20 protein-coding genes and 1 pseudogene are annotated in these 24,674 nt (G+C 71.1%); 7 read left to right on the top strand and 14 right to left on the bottom strand.

All coding sequences use genetic code 11. The features are described from left to right. Nucleotides 1-54: 54 nt before the first annotated feature. The 3 genes from ACIO3O_RS17230 to ACIO3O_RS17240 form a co-directional block, all read right to left on the bottom strand. Nucleotides 55-2,265, bottom strand: a complete 2,211-nt coding sequence (locus tag ACIO3O_RS17230) for a serine/threonine protein kinase (protein WP_401746264.1) — start codon at nucleotides 2,263-2,265, stop codon at nucleotides 55-57. A gap of 103 nt (nucleotides 2,266-2,368) precedes the next feature. After that, nucleotides 2,369-3,703 (bottom strand): serine protease, encoded by a 1,335-nt coding sequence (locus ACIO3O_RS17235; RefSeq protein WP_401746267.1) that lies wholly within the window; start codon nucleotides 3,701-3,703, stop codon nucleotides 2,369-2,371. 122 nt (nucleotides 3,704-3,825) lie between these two features. After that, nucleotides 3,826-7,698: an endo-alpha-N-acetylgalactosaminidase family protein gene (locus tag ACIO3O_RS17240; protein WP_401746268.1), complete on the bottom strand. Its 3,873-nt coding sequence runs from the start codon at nucleotides 7,696-7,698 to the stop codon at nucleotides 3,826-3,828. Nucleotides 7,699-7,946: 248 nt separating this feature from the next. On the opposite strand from ACIO3O_RS17240, the gene ACIO3O_RS17245 reads away from it, so the two are divergent. Beyond that, a complete protein-coding gene (locus ACIO3O_RS17245) occupies nucleotides 7,947-8,558 on the top strand; it encodes a YceI family protein (RefSeq protein ID WP_401746270.1) in 612 nt (203 codons plus the stop codon). A 120-nt stretch (nucleotides 8,559-8,678) separates the two neighbouring features. Continuing rightward, nucleotides 8,679-9,935 (top strand): lipase family protein, encoded by a 1,257-nt coding sequence (locus ACIO3O_RS17250; RefSeq protein ID WP_401746272.1) that lies wholly within the window; start codon nucleotides 8,679-8,681, stop codon nucleotides 9,933-9,935. Between the two features lie 26 nt (nucleotides 9,936-9,961). Here ACIO3O_RS17250 and ACIO3O_RS17255 read toward each other — a convergent pair whose 3' ends face one another. Further along, nucleotides 9,962-10,375 carry an ATP-binding protein gene (locus ACIO3O_RS17255; protein WP_401746274.1) on the bottom strand — a complete coding sequence of 138 codons (414 nt, stop codon included), beginning with the start codon at nucleotides 10,373-10,375 and terminating at the stop codon, nucleotides 9,962-9,964. A gap of 111 nt (nucleotides 10,376-10,486) precedes the next feature. Between ACIO3O_RS17255 and ACIO3O_RS17260 the strand changes: the two genes are divergently transcribed. Together ACIO3O_RS17260 and ACIO3O_RS17265 are read left to right on the top strand one after the other, a co-directional pair. Beyond that, a complete protein-coding gene (locus ACIO3O_RS17260; RefSeq protein ID WP_401746277.1) occupies nucleotides 10,487-11,305 on the top strand; it encodes a helix-turn-helix domain-containing protein in 819 nt (272 codons plus the stop codon). Next, nucleotides 11,302-11,568: a DUF397 domain-containing protein gene (locus ACIO3O_RS17265; RefSeq protein WP_401746280.1), complete on the top strand. Its 267-nt coding sequence runs from the start codon at nucleotides 11,302-11,304 to the stop codon at nucleotides 11,566-11,568. The genes ACIO3O_RS17260 and ACIO3O_RS17265 overlap by 4 nt, the downstream gene beginning before the upstream one ends. A gap of 19 nt (nucleotides 11,569-11,587) precedes the next feature. On the opposite strand, the gene ACIO3O_RS17270 is transcribed toward ACIO3O_RS17265, so the two are convergent. Continuing rightward, the gene (locus tag ACIO3O_RS17270) at nucleotides 11,588-11,881 is read right to left on the bottom strand and encodes a hypothetical protein (protein WP_401746283.1); all 294 of its coding nucleotides are present in this window, start codon (nucleotides 11,879-11,881) and stop codon (nucleotides 11,588-11,590) included. Nucleotides 11,882-12,740: 859 nt separating this feature from the next. On the opposite strand from ACIO3O_RS17270, the gene ACIO3O_RS17275 reads away from it, so the two are divergent. After that, complete coding sequence (locus ACIO3O_RS17275; RefSeq protein WP_401746285.1) at nucleotides 12,741-13,265, top strand: GNAT family N-acetyltransferase; 525 nt, start codon at nucleotides 12,741-12,743, stop codon at nucleotides 13,263-13,265. 234 nt (nucleotides 13,266-13,499) lie between these two features. Then, nucleotides 13,500-14,123: pseudogene (locus tag ACIO3O_RS17280) on the top strand (MFS transporter); the annotation flags it as partial. Nucleotides 14,124-14,775: 652 nt separating this feature from the next. Here ACIO3O_RS17280 and ACIO3O_RS17285 read toward each other — a convergent pair. The 3 genes from ACIO3O_RS17285 to ACIO3O_RS17295 are packed head-to-tail and all read right to left on the bottom strand — an operon-like array spanning nucleotide 14,776 to nucleotide 17,657. Beyond that, nucleotides 14,776-15,870 (bottom strand): family 2 encapsulin nanocompartment cargo protein terpene cyclase, encoded by a 1,095-nt coding sequence (locus tag ACIO3O_RS17285; protein WP_401746288.1) that lies wholly within the window; start codon nucleotides 15,868-15,870, stop codon nucleotides 14,776-14,778. Next, a complete protein-coding gene (locus tag ACIO3O_RS17290) occupies nucleotides 15,863-17,422 on the bottom strand; it encodes a family 2B encapsulin nanocompartment shell protein (protein WP_401746290.1) in 1,560 nt (519 codons plus the stop codon). Before ACIO3O_RS17290 ends, ACIO3O_RS17285 begins: the two co-directional genes overlap by 8 nt. Nucleotides 17,423-17,468: 46 nt before the next feature. Beyond that, nucleotides 17,469-17,657: a hypothetical protein gene (locus ACIO3O_RS17295; RefSeq protein ID WP_401746292.1), complete on the bottom strand. Its 189-nt coding sequence runs from the start codon at nucleotides 17,655-17,657 to the stop codon at nucleotides 17,469-17,471. A gap of 99 nt (nucleotides 17,658-17,756) precedes the next feature. Here ACIO3O_RS17295 and ACIO3O_RS17300 point away from each other — a divergent pair, with 99 nt between their 5' ends. After that, nucleotides 17,757-18,305 carry a hypothetical protein gene (locus tag ACIO3O_RS17300; protein ID WP_401746294.1) on the top strand — a complete coding sequence of 183 codons (549 nt, stop codon included), beginning with the start codon at nucleotides 17,757-17,759 and terminating at the stop codon, nucleotides 18,303-18,305. A 76-nt stretch (nucleotides 18,306-18,381) separates the two neighbouring features. Here ACIO3O_RS17300 and ACIO3O_RS17305 read toward each other — a convergent pair whose 3' ends face one another. From ACIO3O_RS17305 to ACIO3O_RS17330, 6 genes are read right to left on the bottom strand one after another with little or no spacing between them, the layout of a single operon-like run. After that, nucleotides 18,382-19,758, bottom strand: coding sequence for a hypothetical protein (locus ACIO3O_RS17305; RefSeq protein WP_401746295.1), 1,377 nt, complete (start codon nucleotides 19,756-19,758; stop codon nucleotides 18,382-18,384). A 48-nt stretch (nucleotides 19,759-19,806) separates the two neighbouring features. After that, nucleotides 19,807-21,780 carry an ABC transporter transmembrane domain-containing protein gene (locus ACIO3O_RS17310; RefSeq protein ID WP_401746297.1) on the bottom strand — a complete coding sequence of 658 codons (1,974 nt, stop codon included), beginning with the start codon at nucleotides 21,778-21,780 and terminating at the stop codon, nucleotides 19,807-19,809. After that, nucleotides 21,770-22,186 carry a lasso peptide biosynthesis B2 protein gene (locus ACIO3O_RS17315; protein ID WP_401746299.1) on the bottom strand — a complete coding sequence of 139 codons (417 nt, stop codon included), beginning with the start codon at nucleotides 22,184-22,186 and terminating at the stop codon, nucleotides 21,770-21,772. The genes ACIO3O_RS17310 and ACIO3O_RS17315 overlap by 11 nt, the downstream gene beginning before the upstream one ends. After that, nucleotides 22,183-22,458, bottom strand: coding sequence for a lasso peptide biosynthesis PqqD family chaperone (locus ACIO3O_RS17320; protein WP_401746301.1), 276 nt, complete (start codon nucleotides 22,456-22,458; stop codon nucleotides 22,183-22,185). Before ACIO3O_RS17320 ends, ACIO3O_RS17315 begins: the two co-directional genes overlap by 4 nt. Further along, on the bottom strand, nucleotides 22,455-24,467 hold the full coding sequence (locus ACIO3O_RS17325) for an asparagine synthase-related protein (protein WP_401746303.1): 2,013 nt from the start codon (nucleotides 24,465-24,467) through the stop codon (nucleotides 22,455-22,457). The genes ACIO3O_RS17320 and ACIO3O_RS17325 overlap by 4 nt, the downstream gene beginning before the upstream one ends. Before the next feature lie 30 nt (nucleotides 24,468-24,497). Then, nucleotides 24,498-24,614 carry a keywimysin-related RiPP gene (locus ACIO3O_RS17330; protein ID WP_380837121.1) on the bottom strand — a complete coding sequence of 39 codons (117 nt, stop codon included), beginning with the start codon at nucleotides 24,612-24,614 and terminating at the stop codon, nucleotides 24,498-24,500. Between the last annotated feature and the right edge of the window lie 60 nt (nucleotides 24,615-24,674).

The following is a 24,674-nucleotide window of genomic DNA, read 5'->3' on the forward strand; positions in this document are numbered from 1 at the left end:
TCAACTCCTGTGGGGAAGGCCCGAGGTGAGGGGGGCAGGGAACGGGCGGGGTGGTCAGAGACGGGTATGCGGACGCACCTCGTGGGACAGGTCGATCAGGTGCTCGTACTCCGCCCGGTCCTGCCGCTGGTGGGCGAGCCGCCGGTAGTTCTCCTCCAGGCGTTCGCGCACCGCCCGCTCCCCCGGCGTGCCGTGCACGGCGTCGAGGCGGCGTTCCAGGAGTTCGGTGCGCAGCCGCAGGATCTCGTCGCCCGCCGGCCGCATGGTGGGGTCCTGTTCGGCCTGTGCGAGGTCGAAGAGGGCTTCGTTGATCCCGCCGACGGCGGCGGGCGTGCCGTCGGGTCCGAGCCGGGCCGCCTTGATGCGCAGGGCGGCGATCCGTACGGCGGCCCGGTCGCGGGAGGAGTCCGGGACGGCGGCCAGCACGTCGAGTGCGCCCGCGCGGTCGCCGTGGGCGAGCGCGAGGCGGGCAAGGCCGAGGGCGGCCCCGCCGTGCGAGGGGTTGCGGGCGTGCACGGAGCGGAAGAGCGGGGCCGCACCGAGTCCGGGCAGCGCGTCCTCGCCGAGGAGTTCGGCGCAGTGTGCGAGGGCCAGCTTGGCCGCGTACTCGCCGGGCAGCGCCCGAAAGACGACGGCGAACCGCCCGCGCGCCTCCCGCAGCCGCTCCGTGCGGACGGCCGCGGACACCCCCGGCGCGTCCGCCGACGCCAGTGCCACCAGCGCCCGGTGCCATTCCAGCCGCCACCCGTGGGCGTCGCCCCGGCCCCTGATGCGGCGGGCGGCGGCGAGCTGGTGCGGGGCGTCGGCGAGGGCCTTGGGGGTGCCGAGGGCGACGGCGACCCGCACGTTGTGCAGGCAGATCTCGACGGAGGGGCGGCGGCCGGGGGCCTGGTGGAGGTACTGGGCGGGGTCGTAGCCGCTGCTCACCCCGAAGCGGGCGGCCTGCGGGTCCCCTTCGTACGGGCGCGGGGCGGGCAGCCCGGCCGCCACGTCGGAGGGGGTGGGCGGCGCCGGGTCGAGGAGGGGCGAGCGGGGTGGGTGGTCGCGGCCGCGCAGGGGCCGGTCCAGCCAGTACGCGGGCTCGGGCACGGCGCCCAGGCGCTCGCCGGGGAGCCGGGTGGCCGGGGTGAAGCAGGTCGAGGGTTCGGGCGGGTCGTGGTAGCCGGGGCGCAGCGCCCTGATCTCCCGCAGTACGCCCCGGAGTTGGTCGGCCATGTCCGTGGCGGTGGGGTACCGCCGACGCGGATCACGGGCGGTGGCCCGGTCCAGCACCGCCCGGAAGGACACCGCGCCCAGGTCGCCGGGCCCGGTGTCCCCCAGCCCGACCGCCCACTGGGCGAGTTCGCGCAGGGTGGCGCCGACCGTGTGCAGGTCGTGGGCGACGGTGGGGACGCGGGTGCGGGTGATCTCCGGGGAGGCGTAGCGCGCGGTGGTGAGGATGTCCTCGGGCCGGTGGTGGAGGCGGCCGAGGTCGCGCAGGGCTCCGAGGTCGATGACCTTGATGCCGTCCTGGTGGTGGACGACGTTGGAGGGCTTCATGTCCATGTAGGCGACGCCGAAGGCGTGCAGCGCCCGGAGGGCTTCGAGGATCTGCCAGCCGTAGGTGAGGACGTGCTCGATGTCGAGGACGAACTCCCCGCGCCGGGTGGCGTCGATCATCGCCTCCAGGGTGCGGTCGCCGACGTCGTCCATGACGATGTACGCGCCGGAGACGGTGCGCCCGTCGGCCTCGGTCTTGCGGACGAAGTCCCGGATGCGGACGATGCGCGGGTGCCGGATGGCGGTGAGGCGGCGGCGTTCCTCGTCGGCCTGGGCGGGGCCGCCCTCCAGGTAGCGGTTGAGGAGACCCTTGATCGCGACGTGCTCGTCGAGGTGGTGGTCGACCGCGAGGTACACCCACCCCTGCCCGCCCTGCGCGATGGCCCCGAGGACCTCGTACTGTCCGGCCAGCCGTTCGGCCTCGTCGGCGGTGGGTTCCAGGTCGGGGTGGTACGAGTAGCGCCTGCCGCAGACCGGGCAGTAGCCGTCCAGCGGGACGGGCCCCTCCACGAAGGGCGGCCCGATCACGGTCCGGCACTCCAGCGAGCCGCACCGGATGACGGCCTTGAGCGGGTCGTCGGGCCGCCGCAGCCGCTCCTCCACGGAACTGGGGCGCTGCCGGGGCAGCCGCAGGAAGGCGCCGGGCCGGTCGTCCGCCGTGAGCGGCCCGAACCGGGGTTCGTCGGCGCCGAGCCCGCAGTGGTCGCAGTAACGGGTGGCGAGCACGGTCCCGGGACACCGGCCCCCCGAACGCAGACGGTGCGCGCAGCGCATCAGCACACCACCTCCGGACACCTCGTCGCCCCTGCGCCCCCGCCGTCCGCCGCCCTCATCGCCCCTCCCCCACCGGCCCCCGCACCCTCGCCGCCAGCCTCGCCAGCAGCCCCGCCCTGGTGTGCGGGTCGGCCCACCGGCCGAGGACACCGTCCAGTTCGGCGGCGTACTCCTGCGACCGGGGCAGTGCCTCCGGTCCGGCGAAGCGCTCCGACTCCCGCAGGCGGGCGAGCAGTTCGCGTACGTTCGCTTCGAGCGCCGGGAGCAGCAGGTCCCCCTCCGCCCGCCGCCAGGCCTCCTCCGAGAGCCGGGTGTCGCCCCGTACGACGACCAGCACCCGTACCCCCAGCTGCCGCACCCGCAGCAGCACGGGCAGCAGCCGGTGCGGCGCCGGGTCGCGGTCCAGGCCGAGGACGGCGAGGTTGACGGGCCTGCCGGGCGGGACGGCCACGCCCGCCGGGCGCTCGCCGCCGTGCAGCAGCCAGCTGCGGAAGGAGCTCAACCGGCCGTGCCCGAGCGGGAGTTGTGCGGCGACCTGTTCGGCGAGACGTCTGCGGTCGTGGGCGGCGGGGTCGTGGACGAGCTGGGCGCGGGCCAGCGCGTGCTCCAGCGTGCGGTCCCGGCCGCCGCCCTCGGGCACGAGGCACAGCTCGACGGCCGCCCGGCCGCTCCCCCGGAACCACTGCCGCAGCCTGGTGGACAGTTCGACGTCCCAGGCGTCCGGCCGGCTCAGTTCCTCGACCAGCGGCACGGCCCGGACGAGCTGGGCGACGGGCAGCATGTACGAGCGTTCCCGGCCCGGTCCGGCGCCGCCGCCCCGCGCCACGGTCATGCCGAGCACCTCGGCGGGTGCACCGTCCTCGGGGAGGGTGGAGACCGCGCCGCCGCTGAATCCTTCCGCCACGGGGTCGTCGACCGGGTCGAGCTGCGTCCACAGCCCGTGCGGGCCGCCGAGCGTGGCGAAGAGGGTGAGGCCCGCCTCGTGGTGGGCGGTGTAGCCGGTGGCCCGCAGGGTGCGCCGGGCGGCGGGCAGGTCACGGGAGAGCAGGGCGGGTTGGAGGAGGGGGCGGTCCTGTTCGAGCGCCAGCACCGCGACGTCGGGTCCGGTCTCGGGGGCGTACGGCAGCGGGGGCGTCCAGCTTCCGGGCTCGGGGGCGAGCCGCGCCCCGACCGGTGCGACGCCGCCCGCCTCCACGAACTCCACCCAGAGACGCTGCCGCTCCTCGCCGAGGACGTGGGCGCAGGTGAGCACGCGGTTCTTGGTGAGCAGGATGCCCGCCCCGCACACCGGTCCCTGTGCGCCGTCCAGCCTCAGCCGTAACCGCCAGTCCGCGTAGAAGTCCTGCGTCTCGGTGCTTCCTGTGTCCCCGGTGCTCGCCGTGTCCCCCATGCCGGACGAGGATACGCGCGGCGCACGAAAGCCCCCAGTGTCCTCACGGGCACCGGGGGCTTCGTGGCCCTTTCGTGTCAACTACCGCTCAGGACACGTCATTTCCCGCACCGCTTCCCTCGTCATGTCCCGCACTGGAAGCGCGCGCTCCCCCAGTCCGCGTGGTCGTTGCCCGGCCCGTCGCCGCCGTCGCCGGTCACCAGGTCGACGTACTTCGCACCGGCGATGTCGGCGGTGAGCGCCCAGCCCGGGTCGGCGCCCTTCAGCACCGGGGACTTCGCCTTCTCCGTACCGTCGGCGAGGACGCTGAACTGCACGCTGCCCCGGCTGCTCTGCACGTCGTCCAGGCCCACGAACGCGGTGAAGGAGGTGCACATGCCGCCGAGGTAGTAGCGGATCTTCCCCGGTGAGGCGGTCCCCAGCCCCTTGGCGTGGACGACCCCGTTGAGGGTGATCGGCTTTCCGTCGCCGGGGGCGGTCTCGCCGTTGGACATGTCCTTCTCCGCCGGGCCCCAGCCGTTGTCCATCGTCGTCCAGTCGAGGTCGCTGGCGTACGTGTCCCGGGCGGGCGGCGGCGGGAGGGTGCGGACGCTCGCGGTGGCGGCCAGCTTGCGGGTCGTGCCGCCGACGGCGTACGAGGCGGCCGACGTCAGCTCGTACGGCTGGTAGACGGCGTCCACCGGCGGGGTGACCTGCCAGCTCCCCGTGACCTTCGCGCCCGCCGCAACGGACGGGAAGGCGACCGGGCCGACGGGCTCGGCGGTCCACCCCTGGGGAAGGCCGAGGGTGAGCCGCACGTCGGTGGCGGCGGTGGCCTCGTTGTTGGTGAAGGCCGCCGTGACCTGGTGCTGCCGGCCCGGCTCGAAGGCTCCGGCGGCCGGGGTCAGGGCGAGGGTGCCGCAGGCGGCGCGCTCGGGGGCGGGCCCCAGGTCGGTGACGGTGAAGTTGTCGAGGACGAAGTCGGCCCCGTCGGGTGCGCCCTCCTTCTTGCGCAGGCCGACCCAGGTGTCGCCGCAGCCGGCGGTGACGGTCTCGGAGAAGCGGGCGGTGGTGCGCTGTTCGGCGAGCGGGGTGCGGCGGACCTCGACGGAGGCGGGCTTGCCGTCGGCGCCGATGCGGTCGTAGCCGGTCACCCACTCGTAGGAGCCGGAGTGGCTGGTCTGCCGGTCGAACTCGACCTGGTACCGGTGGCCGTCCTGCATCGGGACGGTCCAGGGGGCGGTGCGGTAGACGAGCCCGTCGTTCTCCTCGTGGGACTTCAGGGACTCACCGCCGCCGAGGACGTCGTCGATGCGCTTGCCGTTCCAGCCGGCCTGCGTGTACGGGGCGTGCTTCTGCGCGACGTGGGTGCGGGGGTCGGTGTCGCCGCCCGCGTCGCCCTTGAAGAAGGGCCCCCACCCCTGGTCGACGGCCTCGAAGTCCTCGTGGACGAGGGCTCCGGGCCGGGTGGCGGGTGCGTTGGCGACGAGCCGGACGTCGTCGACCCGGACCCGCACGTCCGCAGCGGCCTTGTCCGCACGGATGTCGAGCGTCGCCGAACCGCCCTGCGGGGCAGTGAAGTTGACCTTGGCGCGCTGGAAGTAGGTGCCGTGCCAGTCGTTGGCGGCGGTCTGCTCCTTGGCGGTGGAACGCTCCACAACGACCTTCTGGCCGCCGATGGACAGCGTCGTACGACGGGACGCGCCCGGCTGGACCTCGATCCATGCCGACGCGGTGTACCGCTGCCCCGCCTTCAGCCCGGTGATGCGCTGGGTGAGGGCGGCGGGGGCGGTTCCGGAGAGGGCGGCGCTGTTGCGCCCCTGGCCATCGGTGTCGCGGACGGCCTTGCCCGACGTACGCCAGTCGCCGAGCTTTGCGTCGTTGAAGCCGGGGTCGGCGACCGTGCCGCCCTCGCCCCAGTCGGCGTCGCGGGCGGAGGGGGTGCGTCCGGCCGGGTGGAGGACGTACGGCTGACCGGCTTCGGCCTGGAGGGTGACCTTGCCGTCCTTGACGGGGACGGTGGCGGTCTTCACGCGGCCGTTGTCGGTGAGCTTGCTGACGGTGAAGGAACCGACCCCCCGGAAGGCGGCCGGGACGGTCCAACTCGTGCTTCCGCCCGCCTTGTTGTAGTGGTACAGCTTCTTGCCGCCGTCCCAGGGCAGCAGGTAGTTCGCCCCGTCGAGGACCTTGGCGTCACCGACGTAGAAGGCACGCTTGCCGTTCTCGACGGTGCCGCGCACGCCTCCGGCGAAGTCGATGCGGTCCTTCTCCCACTTCTGGATCTTCTGGTGCTGGAGGAACTTGGCGGGCAGGTTGCGCTGCCAGATGTTGTCGTAGAAGGCGTTCCAGTCGGTCTCACTGGTCCAGCCCTCGAACTCCTCGATGGCGGTCTGGCCGAGGATCGGGTGGTCGTTCCAGATGTCCTTCTCGCCGTTGCGGATGAAGCGGATGATCTGGGAGTTGAGGCCCTTGTTGGTCTTGCCGCCGTAGTTGAGGTCGTTGGCCCAGTGCGACCAGAGCGAGGCGTGCTCGAACTTCTCCGCCCACTCGGTGCCGACGTTCCACCCCTGCTTCTGGACGGCCTGGATCGTCTTGTCGGCGATCCAGCCGTGGGTGTAGTAGACGTCGATGTAGAGGAAGTTCAGGTTCCGGTCGGTCTCGTCGCGCAGCTGCTGGAACCGTCGGGCGAGGTCGCCGCTGTTCACGTCCCGGCGCTGGTCGATGTAGTAGCTCTGATTGAGCCAGTTCCAGCCGGGCTTGGTCTTGTCGACGAGGGTCTCGTCGAAGTTCTTGGCCTCGGGGTAGGACTCGGTGGCGTTGACGTGGACGCCGAAGGTGGCGCCCCACTTCTTGCCCGCCCTGAGCAGCTTGTTGAGGTCGGTGAGCCCGCCCGCGCGCTTGTTGTAGTTGCCGCCGTAGTCGGGGTGGGCGGAGTCGTGCCCCTCGGACCCGTACCCCTTCAGCACGGCCAGCTGCCCCAGCCCGTCCGTCGCCTGCGAGACGCGCTTGACGTCGTCCAGGGTGCGCAGGAAGGGGTGGGTGGCCTGGCTGGCGAAGTTGAACGGGATGTGGGTGACGACCCGGTCGGGGGTCTCCTTCGACCCCGGCGCCTCGATCCCGATCGACCGGAAGGCGACGGCCCCGTCCTGCCAGTCCACCTTCTTGTCCCCGTTGGCGTCGGGCGTCACGACGACCTTCGCCCAGGGCAGGTCCTTGCCGCTCTCCGGCTTCGGCGCACCCTCTCCCCGGTACGTCCACTGCCCCGACCAGACGCCGACGCGGACGGAGCCGTCCTCCGCCCTGCTCGCCCGGTGCCAGAACCGGGCGCCGTCCCGCGCGCTCGCCCCGCCCGGCTTGTCGTACGACGAGTTCGACTCGACGGCCGCGGCGAGGGCGCCGGTGTTGACGATGCCGTACGAGGCCCCGACGGGAGCGGCGTCGACGGGGGTCGCCGCGGTCACCTTCCCGAAGACGTCGGCGGTGCGCGTCGAATCCGGGTCGAGCCGGGTGAACGCGGTCTCCGCACCCTCCTCCCCGCTCCCGACCGACACCAGGTCGTGCCCGGGTATGTCGAGCGTCCCGACCCGGAACGCCTGTGTGTCGCGGATCGCCGTCACCCGGAAGGTGGTGGCGCGCCCGCGCACGGACAGCGTGGCGTCGATCTCCACCCCGGGGAGGGAGGGCACGAGCAGGGTGTACGAGGCCGAGTCGCCCCGCACCCGCGGTGCGGCCTTGACCTGCACGGGGCGGGCGGTGCCGTTCAGGACGATCTCGGTGACCGGCCTGGTGCTGCCGAGCAGCCGGGCCCCGCCCGCCCGCTCGGTGTACGACAGGACCCGGGGGAAGTCCTTGGCCACGGTGACGGTGAGCTGCGGGGACTGGATGACGGCGGTGTCGGCGGCGGGGACCGGGGCGGCCGGGACCGCGGCCGCCGTGGACAGCGCCGGTCCTGCCAGCGTGAACACGACGGACGAGGCGGCGGCGACGGCGCACGACGCACGGAATCTCAGCGACATGGGGCTTGAGTAAGCCCGGCCCCAGGGGCCCCGTCAACGGAAACGGACCCCACGGGTCCCGGCAGTCCAACAACCCCGTTCCGGAAGTCCAAGCGGCCCCTCTGCCCGCCGCCGCCCGTGCCCCGCTGGGCCGAACGGCTGAATCCCGACCGTCCGAGCCCCGTGAATGTTGAAACTTGAACATCATCGCGGTAGGGTCCTTCATGTTGAAGGTTCAACAACCACTTCTCGTCCCCAGGAGGACCGTCATGGGCATCTTCGGCCGCACCAACAGCAGCACCCCCGCCACCACCGCCCCCGCCGCCGTGGACCCCGCGCTGGCCGCCCTGACCGGCGAGTACACGGTCGACGCGAGTCACAGCAGCATCGGCTTCACCGCCCGCCACGCGATGGTGACGAACGTGCGCGGCTCCTTCACCGACCACGAGGGCACCCTGAAGCTGGACGGCTCGAACCCGTCGGCCTCGGAGGCCTCCATCACGGTGCGCATGACCAGCATCGACACGGGCGCCCCGGACCGCGACAACCACCTGCGCAGCGCCGACTTCTTCGACGTCGAGACCTTCCCGGAGATGACCTTCCGCTCCACCAAGGCCGAGCAGCTCGGCGGCTCGGACTACCGGATCACGGGCGACCTGACCATCAAGGACACCACCCGCCCGCTCTCCATCGACCTGGAGTTCAACGGCTCGGCCACGGACCCCTTCGGCAACGAGCGCGTCGGCTTCGAGGGCTCGGCGACGATCAAGCGCTCCGACTGGGGCCTCACCTGGAACGCGGCGCTGGAGGCCGGTGGCGTGCTGGTCAGCGACAAGATCAAGCTGAACTTCGACATCTCGGCCATCAAGAACGCCGCCTGATCCTTACGGGGACGAGCGCGCGGGTACGGCTTCGGTCACGGGGCGGGGGGGCTTCCCCCCTGTCCGGTCCGGGGGGTCGCTCCATGTCGCGACCGAAGGCCCAACGGCCATGATCCGTACATGACTTCACCGCGAACAAGAATCCGGATTCTGGCTGGTGCGGCACTCCTCGGCAGCATGTCCGCGCTGACGGTTCCGGCCTCGGCGACGGCCCACTCGCCCGGCTCCCCCGGCTCCGTCGGCTCCGTCGGCTCCGTCGGCGAACGGACACGGGGTGGCGACGTCGTCTCCGTCGAGCAGGCGGCCGAGCTCACGGCGCAGGAAGTGGCCGGGCAGCTTCAGGGCAAGATCGACGCGTCCCAGGTCCGCTACGGCGTGACCGCCTATCGGGTCGTCTACCGCACCACCAACAGTTCGGGCGCCGCCACGACCGCGAGCCAGCTCGTCGTCCTGCCCCGGAGCACGGCGCGCCGCCTGACCACCGTCTCCTGGCTGCACGGCACCACCGTCTACCGCAAGGACGTCGCCTCGGAGAACCCGCAGTCCAACGACCGGCTCACCGCCCTGTTATTCGCCTCGACCGGGCGGGCCGTTTCGGCACCCGACTACGTGGGCCTCGGCTCCGGCGAGGGCTTCCACCCCTACGGTGACCCCCGGGCGACCGTCGCGGCCTCGGTCGACGGCCTGCGCGCGGCCAGGACCGTGGCCCACCGCAAGGGGCGGGAGCTGAAGCCGAAGGTGCAGGTCGCCGGGTTCTCGCAGGGCGGGCCCGCGACGATGATGGTCGGCCGGGCACTCCAGCAGAAGACCGCCGACCGCTACTTCGGGCTGGGGGCGCTCGCCCCGGTCGCCGGTCCCTTCCATCTCTCGGCCTTCGAGGCCGCGGCGGCCAACGACAAGATCGTCAAGTCCAGCCTCTACCTTGCTTACTTCGCCACGGCGTGGAACAAGACGTACGGGCTGTACGCGTCGCCCGGCGAGGTCTTCAAGTCCGGATACGCCGAGGTTGTGGAGGGCCTCTTCAATGGCTACACCGAGTCGCGGGACATCGACGCTGCACTCCCGGACTACTCCAGTGACCTGTTCACCGAAGACTTCCTGAACAAGATCCGCAAGCCCACCGGTGCCCTGAAGGAGCAGCTGCGCCCGCTGGACACCACCTGCGACTGGCGGCCTAACGCACCGGTGGAGATCTTCCACGCCCGGGGCGACGCAGATGTCTTCTTCAGCCATGCGAAGTACTGCGCCGACCAGTTGAGGGGGAAGGGCGTTACTCCCCGGCTGACCGACGTCGGCGACTACAGCCACAATGAATCGGTGCGGCAGGCCGTGCCTCGGATCGTTGAGTTCTTCGACGCGTCGGCGAAGAACGGCTGAAGCCGGTGCGCTGAAGCGTGCGCTGATCAGGCGTGTTGTGTGGCGAACTCGCACCACACCACCTTCCCGGGGCTTCGTTCCCCCACTCCCCATGTGTCGGCGAGCAGTCCGACCAGCGTCAGGCCGCGCCCCTCCTCCCGCTCCGGGTCGAGGGGTGCGGCCACGACGTCGCCGTCACCGCTGTCGTGGACCTCGATGCGCAGCCGGGCCTCGACGGGGTCGAGCGCGAGCCGCAGGAGGAGGCCGCGGCCGGGCGGGACGCCGTGCAGGAGGGCGTTGGTGACGAGTTCGCTCACGCAGAGGAGGATGTCGTCGGCGCGCTCGATGCATGCCCACTCGACGAGGGCCCTGGTGACGAACTGTCGTGCGGTGGGTACGGACTTGCGTTCGCCTCGGTAGAACGCCTCGCGGGGCGTGGGGTGTTGGAGTTTCATGTTCATGAGGCCAGAGTCACGGTCCGTCACTAGCGTTGTGCAGCGCGCGAGTTCGTACATCGGATTTGTACGGCTCGTGTGGGGTCGGTCACGGCGTACGGCGGGAAGGAACGGCCCATGGACCGGGGAAAGAAGCGCATCACCTCCTGGCATCTCATCGGCGCACAGCTCGGCACTCTGCGGATGGCGGCCGGGATGACACAGCCCGAGCTGGCGGAGGCGCTGCTCATCAGCATGGACAAGTTGGCGTCGATCGAGCAGGGGCGGCGGGTGCTGACGCTCGCCCTGGCGCGGGAGATCGATCAACTTCTGGATTCGAAGGGGGTGTTGGAGACGGCGGTCAGGAAGATGCCGAAGCGGGAGAAGTTTCCGTTGTTCGCGCAGGACTTCATGGAGTATGAGCAGCGGGCGCTGGCCATTGAGTGGTACGAGAACCAGGTCATACCGGGGCTGCTCCAGACTCCGGAGTACGCCCGTGCGGTGTTCGAATGCCTCCAGCCCGCACTGGAGGAAGACGAGATTGACGAGAAGGTCGCGGACCGGATGGAGCGGAAGGAAGTCCTGGACCGAACCGGCCCCCGGGTGGAGTTCAGCAACATCATCGAGGAGTCCGTTCTCCGGCGGAACATCGGCGGCAAGGAGTGCATGCGCAATCAGCTCCGTCACCTGTGTGAGATGGCTCAACTCCCGCACGTCACCGTCCAGATCATGCCGATGGAGCAGGAGAGGCATGCCAGCCTCGACGGGCCCTTCATCATGCTGGAGACGGACGAGTACGAGAACGTCGCCTACGTCGAGGGCCAGCGGGTGAGCTTCATGATCGACGATCCGGATGAGGTCAGTATCTTCCGGCGCAAATATGGGATGCTGCGGTCACAGGCGCTGACACCTGAAGAGAGTCTCAGCCTGATGAACAGAATGCTGGGAGAGAGATGACGCACGCAGCAATCCCCGGGCACTCGGACGTCACCAACTTGGCCTGGTTCAAGTCCAGTTACAGCGGCAGCGAGGGCGGTGCTTGCCTGGAGGTCGCCTACGACTGGCACAAGTCGAGCTACAGCGGCGACGAGGGCGGCAACTGCGTCGAGGTGGCTGCACATCCCGCAGCGGTGCACGTCCGGGACTCCAAGGTCACCGAGGGGCCGGTCCTCACCGTGTCGCCGGACGCCTGGTCGGCGTTCGTCGCCGCGTCGGTCTGACGGGGGCCGGTCGTCCGGATCACTGCCGGTGTGCCGTCTCTTCGCAGGCGGTGCATCGGAGGGCTGGTTCCAGCGTGTCCCAGGAGCGTCCGCCCGGAACTTCGGTCAGCGGCTCGGCGGGGTAGCCGCACAGGGCCTCCGACTCCGGGGCGGCCTGGAGGTGGCAGGTGGCCGTGGGGACGTCGGGGTCGATGTCGTACACCTGGCGGGTCTGGGTCTCCCACGGGAGGAGGTCCAGGGCCCGCCGCCACCCCTCGCGGGGTGAGGGCCGGCCCAGGCGTTCCGTCGCCACGATCCACGGTCTCTGTTGCATGCTTCGAGCCTGGGCGCCCGCACGTCTTCCCGCATCCGGTGGTGGAGGGGCGGTGGTTGATGGGCCCGGATCGGGTGTTGGTGGGGCCGTCCTCTGGACCGGAGTGTGGCGCTTCCGGGGAGCCCGTCAAGGGCGCTCCTGCGTCGCGTCGGCTTCGCCGATGTCGCATGCGCTCCACCCTTGACGGCCTCCCCTCCAGCGCAGGTTTCGTTTTGCGGAGGACGGCCGAAAAATGGCCCCGGGGAAGGTCCGGGGAGTGGCCGTGCGCCGTTGCCGGGCGGCGGGTGTGTGGGTGGGGGCTCCGGGAAACAGCCCGGGTTGCTCATCGTCCGTCGGTGAGTGGGTGGGGTGTCGGCTATGGGTGGCGGGAGCGTGCGTCCGATGGCTGCCGGTGGGGTGCGCCGACCTCAATGGGGCTGCCGGCCTGGGCTCGGCGGCTGTCCGTGGGTGAGTAGTGGGTGTTCAAGCTGGTTGCTGGTGTGGGTGGGTGGATTCCAGGGAGGTCGCCGTGCTGGGACATATACGTTCGACGCACATAACGCCATCCCATCCCCGGAATCCAGGCCCCCGCCGCGCATTACGCCCGGAGGAAGCGGACATTTGCCGTGACCGGGGTGACGGGCGGTGGGTGATGAAGCGGGGAGGCGGTAGGGGTGTCTCAGAAGTGGGACACATTGGCGCGGAAGTGTCCTACTTCTGGGACACCACTGCCGCGCGGATGAAAGCGGGACCGGTTTCAAGGGCGGGTTTGCAGCTGCGGTCTCGGCACCGCCGAAATCGATTGAGCGTGCCATCCCGGTCGTGGTACCACTTCATGGTTCGTACGATGATCATGAGATGTAACAAGGAGTCGGTGGGCATGGCGCTGGGAGAACTGGTGAAACTGCGGGCCATGGGTCCCGCAGACGCCGAGGCACTGTGGCGCTGGAACCACGACCCTGAGGTCATGCGGTGGATGGACGACACGTATGCCCAGACGGTGGAGCGCGTCCGCACGTGGCTGGAGGAGCGCCCCCGCAACGCCTACGGCGACTTGCTCCTTGGCATCGAGGCGCTCGCCGACGAGACGCTCATCGGCCTGGTCATGCTGCACGATGCGGAGCCGGAGAAGGGCATCGCGAAACTCGATATCTACCTGGGCGAGAAGGCCTACTGGGGCCGCGGCTACGCCACGGATGCAGTGCGGACGATCTGCCGCTACGGCTTCGAAGACATGCGCCTGCACAAGGTCACGCTGACCGTGGTCACCGAGAATCATGCGGCGCGCAAGGTCTACGAGAAGGTTGGCTTTGTCGAGGAGGGCCGGCTTCGTCAGGTCTTCCGCCGTGACGGCGAGTGGTACGACATGTTCACGATGGGTCTGCTGGCGGGCGAGCTCCGCTGAGCCCGATTCACGAGTGGTTCTGCCGTGATCCACTCGTGGGGCGTGGAGCTGCGACGAACGGGCAAGGGGCCAGGCTGGAGCCGTTATTGCCGGTGGGCAAGAAGCCGGGACGACCTCCAGCTTGTTCCAAACGGCAGTTGATTGACGGCCTACAGTCTGTTCCGGCGCTCACAGCGCCTCCTCACCGGATTCCAGGCTGGGACTAGCCCTTTCAAAACACGCCCTAGCGGAGACGGGGGCGCGCCGCTCATGGACGTCACGCTCTTCTCGACCCCCTCCTTCCGCAACGGCAACGTCGTCACACTGGTCGTCGGCGTCGGCGAGTTCGGGATCATCGCGGCGCTGCCGCTGTGGCTCCAATTCGCCCTGGGATACGGCGCGTTCGAGGCAGGGATCGCCCTCGTGGCGCTCGCGCTGGGCAGCTTCGTCGCGAGCGGGACAAGCTTCTCGATGGCGGCCTCGGTCCCCGGCACTCGCCCACGTGCGGATCGGTCTGCTCCTGAAGGCCGTCGGCGTGGGCGTGCTCGGCTTCGTCGCGGCCCGGACACCCCGGTGGTGGCCAATCGCCCTCGCCCTCTTCATGTACGGAATCGGCGTCGGTCTCGCGACCGCCCCGCCCAGGTCACCAACATCGTGCTCGTGGACGTACCGGCGCACAGCGCGGGGCAGGGCTCGGGCATCCAGAGCGCGGCCCGCGAACTCGGCTCGGCCCTCGGCATCGCCGTCCTCACCACGCTCGGCAGCGATCCGTACGACCGCCTAACCGGTACGGGACTGCCTGCCCCGCAGGCCCAGCAGCTGAGCAGCACGGTGACGGACAGCGCGGGCTCAGCCATCCCAGCCCTCGCCACCACCCCGGACCAGCCCTACCGCCCCCGCTCGCCCCCACACTCGCCGAACCTCGTCATGACCCACCAGAAGATGGGACATTCAGGCGCGAAAGTGTCCCACTTCTGAGACACCCCCTGTCCCTGATGGCGGGAGCCGGGATTCCGGGGACTGGATGACGTTATGTGCGCCGAACGTATATGTCCCAGCACGGCCACCTCCCTGAAATCCACCCACCCACATCAACAACCAGCTTGAGCACCAGCCCCACGACGGCCCGCACCCGCCAAGCCCACACCAGCAGCCCCATTGAGGTCGGCGCACCCCCACCGGCAGCCATCGGACGCACGCTCCCGCCACCACGAGCCGACACCCCACCCACCCGCCGACGGGTGACGAGCAACCCGGGCTGTTTCCCGGAGCCCCCACCCACACACCCGCCGCCCGGCAACGGCGCACGGCCACTCCCCGGACCTTCCCCGGGGCCATTTTTCGGCCGTCCTCCGCAAAACGAAACCTGCGCTGGAGGGGAGCCCGTCAAGGGTGAAGCGAAGCGAAATCGGCGAAGCCGACGCGACAAAGGAGCGCCCTTGACGGGCTCCCCGGAAGCGCCACACTCCGGTCCAGAGGACGGCCCCACCAACACCCACTCCGGGCCCATCACCCACCGGCCCTCAGTAACCTAAGCAGGCCCCCCGTACCGCGCACTGGTGGCGTGCCACTCATACGCCCCACCCAGCCAGTCACGAATCTGAGCAAGCCAACACCTCAAAAGTGGCGAGCCCGTAAGGGCAAGTGCAGCAGCCTCCGCCTCATAGGTGTGCATGAGCTCGTTGTGCATGTCCACCGTGCGCTCGACCGCCTCCCCCACCGCACACCCCTCCTCAGCAGCAATCACAGCGGGAAGATTCATGCTCAGACCGGGGCCGGCCGCATCCTTGGCCACCGAATACACATCGTTCACGAGTTGCCCGGCGGTCGCGGCCAGAGTCAGAACCCTGCGCACCCGGGGATCGGCATACTCCTGCGCCGGTACCTCATAGCCCCCCGCCGTGTCGATCATCAACATGCTGAGGCGGAAATTGTCCAGGCAGCGGCTGGTGAGGTACTCCCACGCCGGAGGCAACCGCTCCGCCTCGTGCCAGGTGGCCTCCTGCCCGCAGCCAACGAAGAGCGAGGCCACGGCATGGTGAACGCGCTGCACCTGTACCGGCGTGGCGTACCGGCGCAAGTGCCGCCAGGCGGACTGGTGAGCGCGCAGAACGGGGTCCGCGTCCAGCTCCCGGGCGAGCTCGGGAGCGTACCGGGCGGGCAACGGAACCGGGTCGATCGCGGCGTGGGCGAGTCCGAGCCGAGCACCGAGCAGGACAGGCACAGCCCCCAGGGAGGACTCGTCGACGTAACAGTCGTCGGCGATCCACAGCGAGAGGTGCGGCTTGGCGATGGCGAGCAGCCGGTCGGGGTCCTCGGTGTGGGGGTAGGCAAGAGTGATGAGCCGCCCGAAGTCCATGGCGCGCAGGGCATCGGTGCCGCCGGGGTTGATCCCGGTCCGCTCGGCCCAGGCGACCAGCTCCTCGTTGACCTCACGCTCCAGAGCGGGATCGTGGCGAACAGCGGGCGGACAGTGGAGCCGACTGCGCGGCGAGGCAGCGGGAGCCGGAGCAGAGGCGGCAGTCGAAGGACCGGCAGCCGTCCCGAGGAGCGCCAGTCCCGAGGCGGAACTGCCGAGCCCGGTCGGCCCGGTGGGCAGCCGATAGGCGGCCGGTGCGTCAGACACGGCGCGGCACCTCGACGTTCTCCAGGAGGCCGCAGGCGTTGGGGACGAGGATCGCCACCGAGAAGTAGAGGCTGACGAGGTAGGAGATGATGCCCTCGTCGTCGATGCCCATGCAGCGGGCGTTCAGGCTCGGTTCGAGTTCGTCGGGGATGCCGGTCTGGTGGAGGCCGATGACGCCCTGGTTGTGCTCGCCGGTGCGCATGGCGATGATCTTCGAGGTGTTGTCCTCGGTGATCGGGATCTTGTTGCAGGTCAGCATGGGTACCCCGCGCCAGGCAAAGTGCTCGTGGCTGTCGACGACGACGGTCTGCGGATAGATGCCGCGTTTGCTGCACTGCTTGCTGAACGCGGCGATCACCCTCGGATGGGCGAACAGGAACTCGGTGCCGCGCCGCATCGACAGCAGGTCGTCGAGGTCGTCCGGGGTGGGCGGGCCGGAGCGGGCCTGGACGCGCTGGTTGTACTCGGTGCTGTGCAGCAGGCCGAAGTCCGGGTTGTTGACCAGGTCGTGCTCCTGGCGTTCGCGCAGTGCCTCGACGACGAGCTTGACCTGCTCGGCGGTCTGGTTCATCGGGTCGTTGTAGAGGTCGGCGACGCGGGTGTGCATCTTGAGCACGGTCTGCGCGGCGGCCAGGTCGTATTCGCGGGGGAAGGCCTCGTAGTCGGCGAAGGAGATGGGGAGGCCGACCTCGCCCTCGTGCCCGGAGAGGATGCCGATGTCGGCCTCGCCCTTGCGGTTGACCGGCTGGTCGCCGCCGTCGAGGACCTGGGTGACGTGGGTGCGGAGCTGTTCGTACTGGTCGGCGACGGCTTCGTACGCACGGCGCTTGAGGGCGAGCAGGGTCGTGGCGGTGGCGGCCCGGGCGGTGAACTCCCAGCGGTCGGCACTCTTCTTCTTGCCGCCCTTGCTGTCTTTGCCGCCCTTGCCGCTCTTTGTCCCCAGTCCCAGGACATGGCCGCCGAAGGTGTCGCCGTCGGCGAGCAGGCCCAGCGTGGTCACGTCGCCGTACGGTGTGGTGCCGACCCGCTCCACCTTGCCGTGGGCGATGAGGAAGACCTCGTCGGCCTTCTTGCCCTGCTCGACGATGACCTGCCCGGGCTCGTACTCCTTCTGTACGAACATGGTGCTCAGGGCGCCCAGCGCGGTGAGGTCGTCGAAGCCGCGCAGCAGGGGCAGTTCGGCGAGTTCGGCGGGGATGACCCGGACCTCGGAGCCGTTCTGCAGGAACGTGACCCGGCCGTCGCCGACGACGTAGGACAGTCGCTGGTTGACCCGGTAGGTTCCGCCGGGAACGTCGACCCAGGGCAGCTTCCGCAGCAGCCAGCGGGAGCTGATGGTGCGCATCTGCGGGGCGGACTTGGTGGTGGTGGCCAGGTTGCGCGCGGTGTGGCTGCTGAGGCTCTTGGGCTTCTTGACCTGCACCTTGATGGTGTCGGCCGGGGTGGGCCCGGTGGGCTTCTTAGGTGCCCTTTCGGGAGCCTTCTCGGAAGCCTTGCGGGGCTTCTTCGTGGACTTCTCGGTCGCGGAGGTCTTCTCTGCCCGGGGTGCCATGGGTCGCTGCTCGCCATCTCCCCCCGTCGCCGATGTCGCTGTTCATTCAATAGCGGGCGGCGGAGGGAGGGGCGGTCTGCTGCGTCCGATCGAGTACGGGGCCCTCAGCCCCGTCCTCACGCGGAACGTCGGGATCGGCGCCCGCGCGCAGGAGGGCGGCCACGGCACCCGGGCTCCCCCGCTGCGCCGCCGCGCACAGCCGCCGGGGGAGCTTCTTGCGTTGCCTGTTGTTCACGGGCCGAGACTATGCAGGACACTGCCTCGCGCAAGCGGTGTCAGACCTCCGCCGTATCGCCGTGGACGTCGGGTGGGGAGGGGAAGTGCCGTGGGGGAAATGTTCGAGACGGTCGTCGGGCTGGACGTACCGGACGAGGAGGCCGGACGGCTCGCTCAGCGGGGGTTGTCCTGGCTGGTCGCGGAGGGGATTGTCCTCCCGGAGAGTTCGTACGACGCAGACGGGACGTACGAAGGGCCCGTGTACCCGCGAGGACCGGCCTGGGGGGCCCGGATCACCGACGACCTGCGGTACGGGGACACGTACGGAGACCTGATGGTCGTCACCGGGCGGACGGTGTTCCACGTTCCGCCGGAGGAGAACGAGAGGCCGGTCTGCCCCCGTTGCTCCACGGCCGTCGAGGGGACCGGGTCGGAGGGGCTCTTCGCTGTGGTGGAGGCGTGGATGGCGACCGGGGTGGGCGATGTGCGGTGCGCGGCGTGCGGGGGCGTGTCCCGGGTGCCCGAGTGGCGGTGGGAGCACGACAGCTTCGCCTTCTCCTCCCTGGGCTTCACCTTCTGGAACGCGCCGCCGCTGCGAGCCGGCTTCCGGGAGGAGCTGAGTCGCGTACTGGACATCCCGACCTGCGTCGTCCGGGGCAAGCTCTGATCCCCCGGCAAGGGCAAGGGGACCAGCAGCCAGGTGATGAGGGAAGCCGAGCTGCCGCCCCTGGCGTCGGGGAGGGTCAGAAGCTGCCGCCGCCGAAATCTCCGCCGCCCCCGCCGAAGTCGCCCCCTCCGCCGAAGTCCCCTCCGCCTCCGAAGTCGCCGCCGCCGAAGGCCGAGGTGTCGAAGTCGGAGCCCGAGACGTCGCCGCCCTCGAAGCCCGCGCCCGGGTCGTCGAAGCCCGTTCCTGCTCCGTACTCCGACGCGTAGGCCGGGGTGGAGAGCATCGAGCCGAGCATGGTGCCGACCAGGAGGCCCGGGAGGATTCCGCCGCCGAAGTAGCCGCCTGCCCAGGGGCCGTAGGCCGGGCCTGCGTCGTAGTACGGGCGGCGGCCGTCCGCGGTGTCGACCGTGCGGACCGCCGGGTCGACGCCGTCGGCGAGGCGGGTCGCGTCGGCCGCGCAGACCGGGACCTCGCGGGGCGCGCCGCCCGAGGGGGTCCAAGTGGCGTCCGCGACGGAGGGGCCGTGGCGGGGGTCGAAGAAGCACGGGGAGCGGCGTTCGGGGAGGGGCTTGCCCGTGCGGCGGGCGTCCAGGACGGCGAGGGAGTAGCGGCCGTCTTCGAGGGCTTCGGTGACGCCCCGTACGTCGGAGGGCTGGTCCACCGCCGCCATGCGGGACTTGGCCGTTTCGTAGAGGTCGAGGGCGCGGGAGTAGTCGGTGCGCATCTCGTCGGTGGCGCCCGGCTCGGAGGGGTGGAAGTCCAGGCGGTCGAGTTCCTCGCCGTACGCGGTGATGTCCTCGTCGACGACGACCGTCAGCTTGCGGAGGGATTCGAGGCGTTCCTCTTCCTTGCGCTTGCGGCTGCGGCGGACCAGGGCCACTCCGCCCGCGCCCGCGACGACCACCGCCGCGCCGACGCCGATCAGGACTCCCGTGCTCACGCCGTCGTTCGAACCGCCGTCCCAGGAGGCCGGGGCGTGGCCCTGGATCTGCGGGAGTGCCTGGTCGACGAAGGTGTTGAGCTGGGTGGCCGCGTCCAGCCCGGCGGGGGTCTTGGCGGCGGTGACCAGGTTGCGGACCGAGGCGCGGGGCAGGGCGCGCGGGTCCGCGCCCGCCTCGAAGCCGTCGCCCAGGCGGACCGCGTAGACGCCCGTCACACCGGTGGCGTTGCGGAGATTGCCGCGGACGGTGGTGGGCGGGAAGTCGGGGGTGCGCGGGAGGACCGCCACGAAGAGGGGCTTGTCCGCAGACTTGATCTTCTGCGCGAGGGCGTCCTGGTCGGCCTGGGAGAGCTGCGCCCTGGCCTCGGGCGCGACATACACCGGGCCCTTCTTCAGGGCGTCCCCCGCCGCCGTCGTACCGGTCGCGGCAGCCGCGGCCGATGCGAACGGGAGCAGCAGCAGGAGCGTCGATCCCGCGAGGGCGGATATGACGGAAAGCGGCCTGTTCCTCATATGTTCGAATTTACCCGATGCGGGTCGAACACGTGGAGTGCGGAGTGGTCAACTCTGTGTGAGGGTCCACTCCGTGGCGAATTGCGTCGCCGCCAACTCCCCGTACAGCGCGTCCGATTCCACCAGCTCCGCGTGCGTCCCGACGGCGCGGACCCGGCCCGCCTCCATGACGACGATGCGGTCGGCCCGTACGACGGTGGAGAGGCGGTGGGCGATGACCAGGACCGTGGTGTCGGCGGCGAGTTCGAGGATGACGTCGCGGAGGCGTTCCTCGTTGACGGCGTCGAGCTGGGAGGTCACCTCGTCGAGGAGGAGCAGGGCGGGTTTGCGGAGCAACGCCCGGGCCAGCGCGATGCGTTGGCGTTCGCCGCCGGAGAGGGTGGTGCCGCGGTGGCCGACCTGGGTGTCGAGGCCGTCGGGGAGGCGGTCGACCAGGTCGGTGAGGCGGGTGCGGGTGAGCGCGTGGGCGAGTTCGACGGTGGAGGCGTCGGGGGCGGCGAGGAGGAGGTTGTCGCGCAGGGTGCCCGCGAGGACGGGGGCGTCCTGTTCGACGTAGGCGAGGGCGGCGCGGAGTTCGGCGAGCGGCCAGTCGCGGATGTCGCGGCCGCCGACGGTGAGGGTGCCGGTGTCGTGGTCGTAGAAGCGTTCGAGGAGGGCGAAGACGGTGGTCTTGCCCGCGCCGGACGGGCCGACCAGGGCGGTGAGGGTGTTGGGGGGTGCGGTGAAGGTGACGCCGTGGTGGGCGGGGGCGCGGGTGTCGGCGTAGGCGAAGGTGACGTCCTGGAACTCGACGCCCAGGGGCGCGGGTTGGCGGGTTTTCGGCTTCGGGTACGTGTGCGGCTCGGCCGGGAGGGACTCGATCTCGTCGATCCGGCGGACGGCGGCCAGGCCCGTGTTCAGGCCGGTCCAGCCCTCGGTGAGCTGGCTGAGCGGGGCGAGCAGCCCGAAGACGTACAGGAGGAACGCGACGAGGGAGGAGACCTCCATCGTGCCGGACACCACGCGTGCGCCGCCGACGCCGAGCACGGCGAGGAAGGCGAGTTGCGTGGCCAGGAACATCGCGACCTCGGAGACCGAGGTCCAGCGGGCGACGGTGATCCCCCGGTCGTGGGCCGTCCGCGCCGCCGCGCCGATCGCGGTGGCCTCCCGGTCCTCGATGCCGCTGGCCTTGACCGTACGGAACGCCTGGAGGGAGCGGTCGAGGAGCGAGCCCATCGCGCCGACGGCCTCCTGGGCCTGGAGCTGGGCGCGCTGGATGCGCGGCATGAGGAGGGCGAGGACGGCGCCGGAGAGGAGGAGGACCAGGGCGGTGACGGAGAGGAGGAGGGCGTCCACCACGGCCATCAGGACGATCGTGCCGACGAGGGTGAGGGCGCCGGACGCGAACTCGACGACGCTGCGGGAGAGGACGGTGTGCAGCAGGGTCGTGTCGCTGGTGGCGCGGGAGAGGAGGTCGCCGGGGGTGAGGCGGTCGGCGGCGGCGACCTTGAGGCGGAGCAGGTGGGTGACGAGGCGGCGGCGGGCGCGCAGGACGACGGCTTCGCCGGTGCGGGCGAGGAGGTAGTGGCCGGTGGCGGCGAGGAGTGCGCCGGTGATGACGACGGCGAGGAGGGCGAGGAGGGGGCCTTGGGTGGTGCCTCCTCCTGCACTCCCTGCCGCACCCCCTCCTCCGCTTCCGAAGGCTTCGACGGCGTACTTGGCGGCCATGGGCATGGCGAGGCCGGCGCCGGAGCCGAGGAGGGAGAGGAGGACGCCGGTGAGGAGGCGGCGGCGGTGGGGGCGGGTGTGGGCGAGGAGGAGGGCGAGGGGGGTGGGGGCCGGGCGGGGGCGCTCCGGGGTGGGCCCGGAGCGGGAGGGGCCGCCCCCCTTGCCCGCCCTTCCCCAAGCTCTCGGCTCCGCTCGAGCAGGGGAGGCCCCACTCGCCCCCGGGGGGCGGCCCCGCCGCCCAAGGGGGGCTGCGGAAGGGGGCTCAAGGGAGGCTGCGGAGGGGCGGCCCGGAGGGTCGGAAGGGTCAGTGGGCACTCGGGGTGACCTTGAGGAGGGGGCGGAAGTCGGTGACGTTTTGTTCGCCGACCGTGCGGCCCTCCGCCGCGACCCAGGCGTGGGGCTGGAAGGGAGGCGCGTTGCGCACGCCCGCGTGCCAGTCGGGGAAGGTGCCGGACATCCGGCAGAGCAGGGAGATGGCGATGGAGCGCGGCAGGCAGCCGTACCAGCCCGCGCACTTGCGGCTCGTCGCGACGACGCGTTCGTACGTTTCGAGGGTCTGGTCGTACGAGGCCGGGCGCGCACCCCTGCTGACCAGCGTGAGGACCGCGCGCAGGCGTCCCGGCTTCAGCTTCGCGAGCAGCAGGGCCGCCGCGATCGCCGCGCGCAGGCGCAGGCCCCCCGGGCCCGCCCCGCGTCGCGGCATCGTCATCTCGGTGGTCATCGGGCGGCCCCGGCCCGGGTGACGATCTTCGCCTTGAGGAGCTGGTCCGTGAGTTCGGCGACGTCCGCCTCGACCTCCGCCCGCTCCACCTCGTACTCGGCGAGGAGCTGTTCGACGGCGTCGGACGGGGAGCGGCCCTCGGCGATGGCGGTCACGACGAGCGTGCCGCACTCGTTGAGCTGCCAGTACGTGCCGTCCTTCTCGTCCAGCAGGACGCCACCGTACTCGGTGGTGGTGACGGCGATTCCCTTGCGGAGCTGCCACTCGCTCATGTGCGTGCCTCGCTGTTCGTGGTGGGGGTCCAGGCGTCCTGCGCCGTGCGGAGCCAGGTCTCGCAGGACACCGTGGAGTCGATGGGGTGCTGCTGGAGGAGCGGCGAGTACGGGTCGTCCGCGAGGCGGCGCAGCTGGCCGGCGTCGATCAGGCCGCGTTCGGCGAGGACCGAGTCCGTCCACAACTCCCGCAGGGACGCGGCGTGTTCGCGCAGGCCCTGGATGTCGTCGGCGGACATGTGGTCCTTGGTGGTACGGGCGAGGAGCTCGTCCGGGACCACTCCGCGCATCGCCTCCACCAGGAGGGGCTTGTACCGCCAGGGGACGACGCGGTCCTCCACCCGTACGGACATGACCGCCTCCACGACCCGGTCGTCGAAGAAGGGGGCGGCGACCGGCAGGCCGAGGCCCGCGCCAAGGTCCTCCATGGCCTGGAAGTAGCGGGCGCCGAGCCGGACGGTGTCGAGGTCCATGTGGCGGCCGGGGCGCGGCGCGATGGGCTGGGCGTGTGTCGCGGCCGCCCGGAACTCCTCCCGGATCAGCCCGCGGGCCTTGTCCGTGAACCAGGGCCGCATGGCCTGCCGCATCCCCCAACTCACCTGTGGGGTACGGGAGTCGGCGGTCGCGGTGTCGATGAGGGAGCCCGCGAGCCAGTTGCCGAAGGTGGGCGGGAAGAGCATGCCGCGCAGGGTGGGCAGCAGCGGCCAGCCGGACTGGTGGCGCAGGGCGCTGATCCGGTTCCAGGCCTTGAGGGGGTGGGCGGGGAGGAGGTCCTGGCAGGCGGAGGCGAGGCCGTTGAAGAGTTCGTCGCCGCCGTAGCCGGTGAGGTGGTACTCGGAGCCGGTGGCCGCGGCCCGCCCCAGCAGCATCGCGGCGCGGGCGCGCGCGGGGGCCACCGGGAAGGGTTCGTCGAGGAGTTCGCCCGAGGTGGCGCGGAGGTCGGCGTAGAAGAGGGGGGCGTCGTCGGCGGGCACGAGCGTGTGCTCGATCTTGCGCTCACCGCCTTCGCGGTCCGCGCTCGCCCCGCCGCCCGCCTCGTGGGCCGCGCTCACCCCGCCGCCCGCCTCGTGGGCCGCGCTCACCCCGCCGCCCGTCTCCTGGGCCGCGCTCGCCTCCCGGGCCGCCGCCTCGCGGGCCTTGGCGACTCCCCTTTCCGCCCAGAGCTGGTCCTCGGAGCGGTCGTCGCGGGCGGCCACCGTCAAAAGGGCCGTGTCCCGCGCCCCCGCCCGCTGGGCCAGGAAGGTCACCGACGTGGAGTCCATGCCGCCGGAGAGTTCGCCGCTGACGCGGGTGCGTCCCTCCAGGTGCGCGGCGACGGACGCGGCCAGCGCGGCGGCCACCAGCGGAGCGCCCTCCGCCATGGTCAGCCGGGGAACCGGGGGCTGCCACCAGCGTCGTACCGAGAAGCGGGGACCGGAACCGGCGGCGGGCAGCACCAGCGCGTACGCCGGGTCGATCTCCTCCACGCCCTGCCAGACCGGGCGCTCCCTCAGCGGGTGCGGGACGAAGTCCAGGAGGCGCAGGGCGAGCGCGCCGTCGTCCAGGGCCGCGCCGGTGAGGCGGGCGAGGGCGGCGGGACGGTCGGAGGCGATCCGGCCCCCGGCGTGGGCGGCGTGGTAGACGCGGCGGTGGCCGGAAGCGGTGCCCCGCACGCAGGTCTCGCCGCCGATACGGGAGACGGCGTGCCCGAGGCCCGGCAGTTCGGTGAGGCGGCGGTGCAGGTCGAGGGTGTCGCGGGCGGGGCCGAGGACGGCCTCCAGGCGCGCGGCGGGGGTCGTGTTCGGGCCGATCAGCACCAGGGCGTCGTCGCCCCGGGTGACGTGGACCAGGGTGCGTACGAGAAGTCGCGCGAGGATCCACGGACGGCCCGACGGGTGGGGAACGGTCTCGAAGGCGGTCCCGGAGTCGGAACCGGGGGCCGCCGAGCGAAGATGCCCGGCCGCCGCCTCGCCTTCATCGGTGTCCGGAAGGACGACAAAGAAGTCGCGCAGGCTCTCGCGGCCGGGCATCTCCATCACTCAGTTACCGGTTTCCGCAGCTCAGATACAGAGCCGACGGGACCAGAACTCCTTGCACGAGGCGTAGAACATGCCCGCGGTCTTCTTGCTGAAGTCGCCCTGGTTGAACAGCGACGGCTTGACGTAGGTCTTCTTCATCGTCGTCACGTCCTCTCCGTAAGTAGGGGTGCACTGAGTAAGAAAGTGACTGTGACGGAT

Source organism: Streptomyces sp. NPDC087440, assembly GCF_044744005.1.
GTDB lineage: Bacteria > Actinomycetota > Actinomycetes > Streptomycetales > Streptomycetaceae > Streptomyces.

Coding starts and splice junctions, on each gene's coding strand:
- ACIO3O_RS17235 (WP_401746267.1), bottom strand. CDS start 3,703: ATGGGGGACACGGCGAGCACCGGGGACACAGGAAGCACCGAGACGCAG.
- ACIO3O_RS17240 (WP_401746268.1), bottom strand. CDS start 7,698: ATGTCGCTGAGATTCCGTGCGTCGTGCGCCGTCGCCGCCGCCTCGTCC.
- ACIO3O_RS17245 (WP_401746270.1), top strand. CDS start 7,947: ATGGGCATCTTCGGCCGCACCAACAGCAGCACCCCCGCCACCACCGCC.
- ACIO3O_RS17250 (WP_401746272.1), top strand. CDS start 8,679: ATGACTTCACCGCGAACAAGAATCCGGATTCTGGCTGGTGCGGCACTC.
- ACIO3O_RS17255 (WP_401746274.1), bottom strand. CDS start 10,375: ATGAACATGAAACTCCAACACCCCACGCCCCGCGAGGCGTTCTACCGA.
- ACIO3O_RS17260 (WP_401746277.1), top strand. CDS start 10,487: ATGGACCGGGGAAAGAAGCGCATCACCTCCTGGCATCTCATCGGCGCA.
- ACIO3O_RS17265 (WP_401746280.1), top strand. CDS start 11,302: ATGACGCACGCAGCAATCCCCGGGCACTCGGACGTCACCAACTTGGCC.
- ACIO3O_RS17270 (WP_401746283.1), bottom strand. CDS start 11,881: ATGCAACAGAGACCGTGGATCGTGGCGACGGAACGCCTGGGCCGGCCC.
- ACIO3O_RS17275 (WP_401746285.1), top strand. CDS start 12,741: ATGGCGCTGGGAGAACTGGTGAAACTGCGGGCCATGGGTCCCGCAGAC.
- ACIO3O_RS17290 (WP_401746290.1), bottom strand. CDS start 17,422: ATGGCACCCCGGGCAGAGAAGACCTCCGCGACCGAGAAGTCCACGAAG.
- ACIO3O_RS17300 (WP_401746294.1), top strand. CDS start 17,757: ATGTTCGAGACGGTCGTCGGGCTGGACGTACCGGACGAGGAGGCCGGA.
- ACIO3O_RS17305 (WP_401746295.1), bottom strand. CDS start 19,758: ATGAGGAACAGGCCGCTTTCCGTCATATCCGCCCTCGCGGGATCGACG.
- ACIO3O_RS17315 (WP_401746299.1), bottom strand. CDS start 22,186: ATGACCACCGAGATGACGATGCCGCGACGCGGGGCGGGCCCGGGGGGC.
- ACIO3O_RS17320 (WP_401746301.1), bottom strand. CDS start 22,458: ATGAGCGAGTGGCAGCTCCGCAAGGGAATCGCCGTCACCACCACCGAG.
- ACIO3O_RS17325 (WP_401746303.1), bottom strand. CDS start 24,467: ATGCCCGGCCGCGAGAGCCTGCGCGACTTCTTTGTCGTCCTTCCGGAC.
- ACIO3O_RS17330 (WP_380837121.1), bottom strand. CDS start 24,614: ATGAAGAAGACCTACGTCAAGCCGTCGCTGTTCAACCAGGGCGACTTC.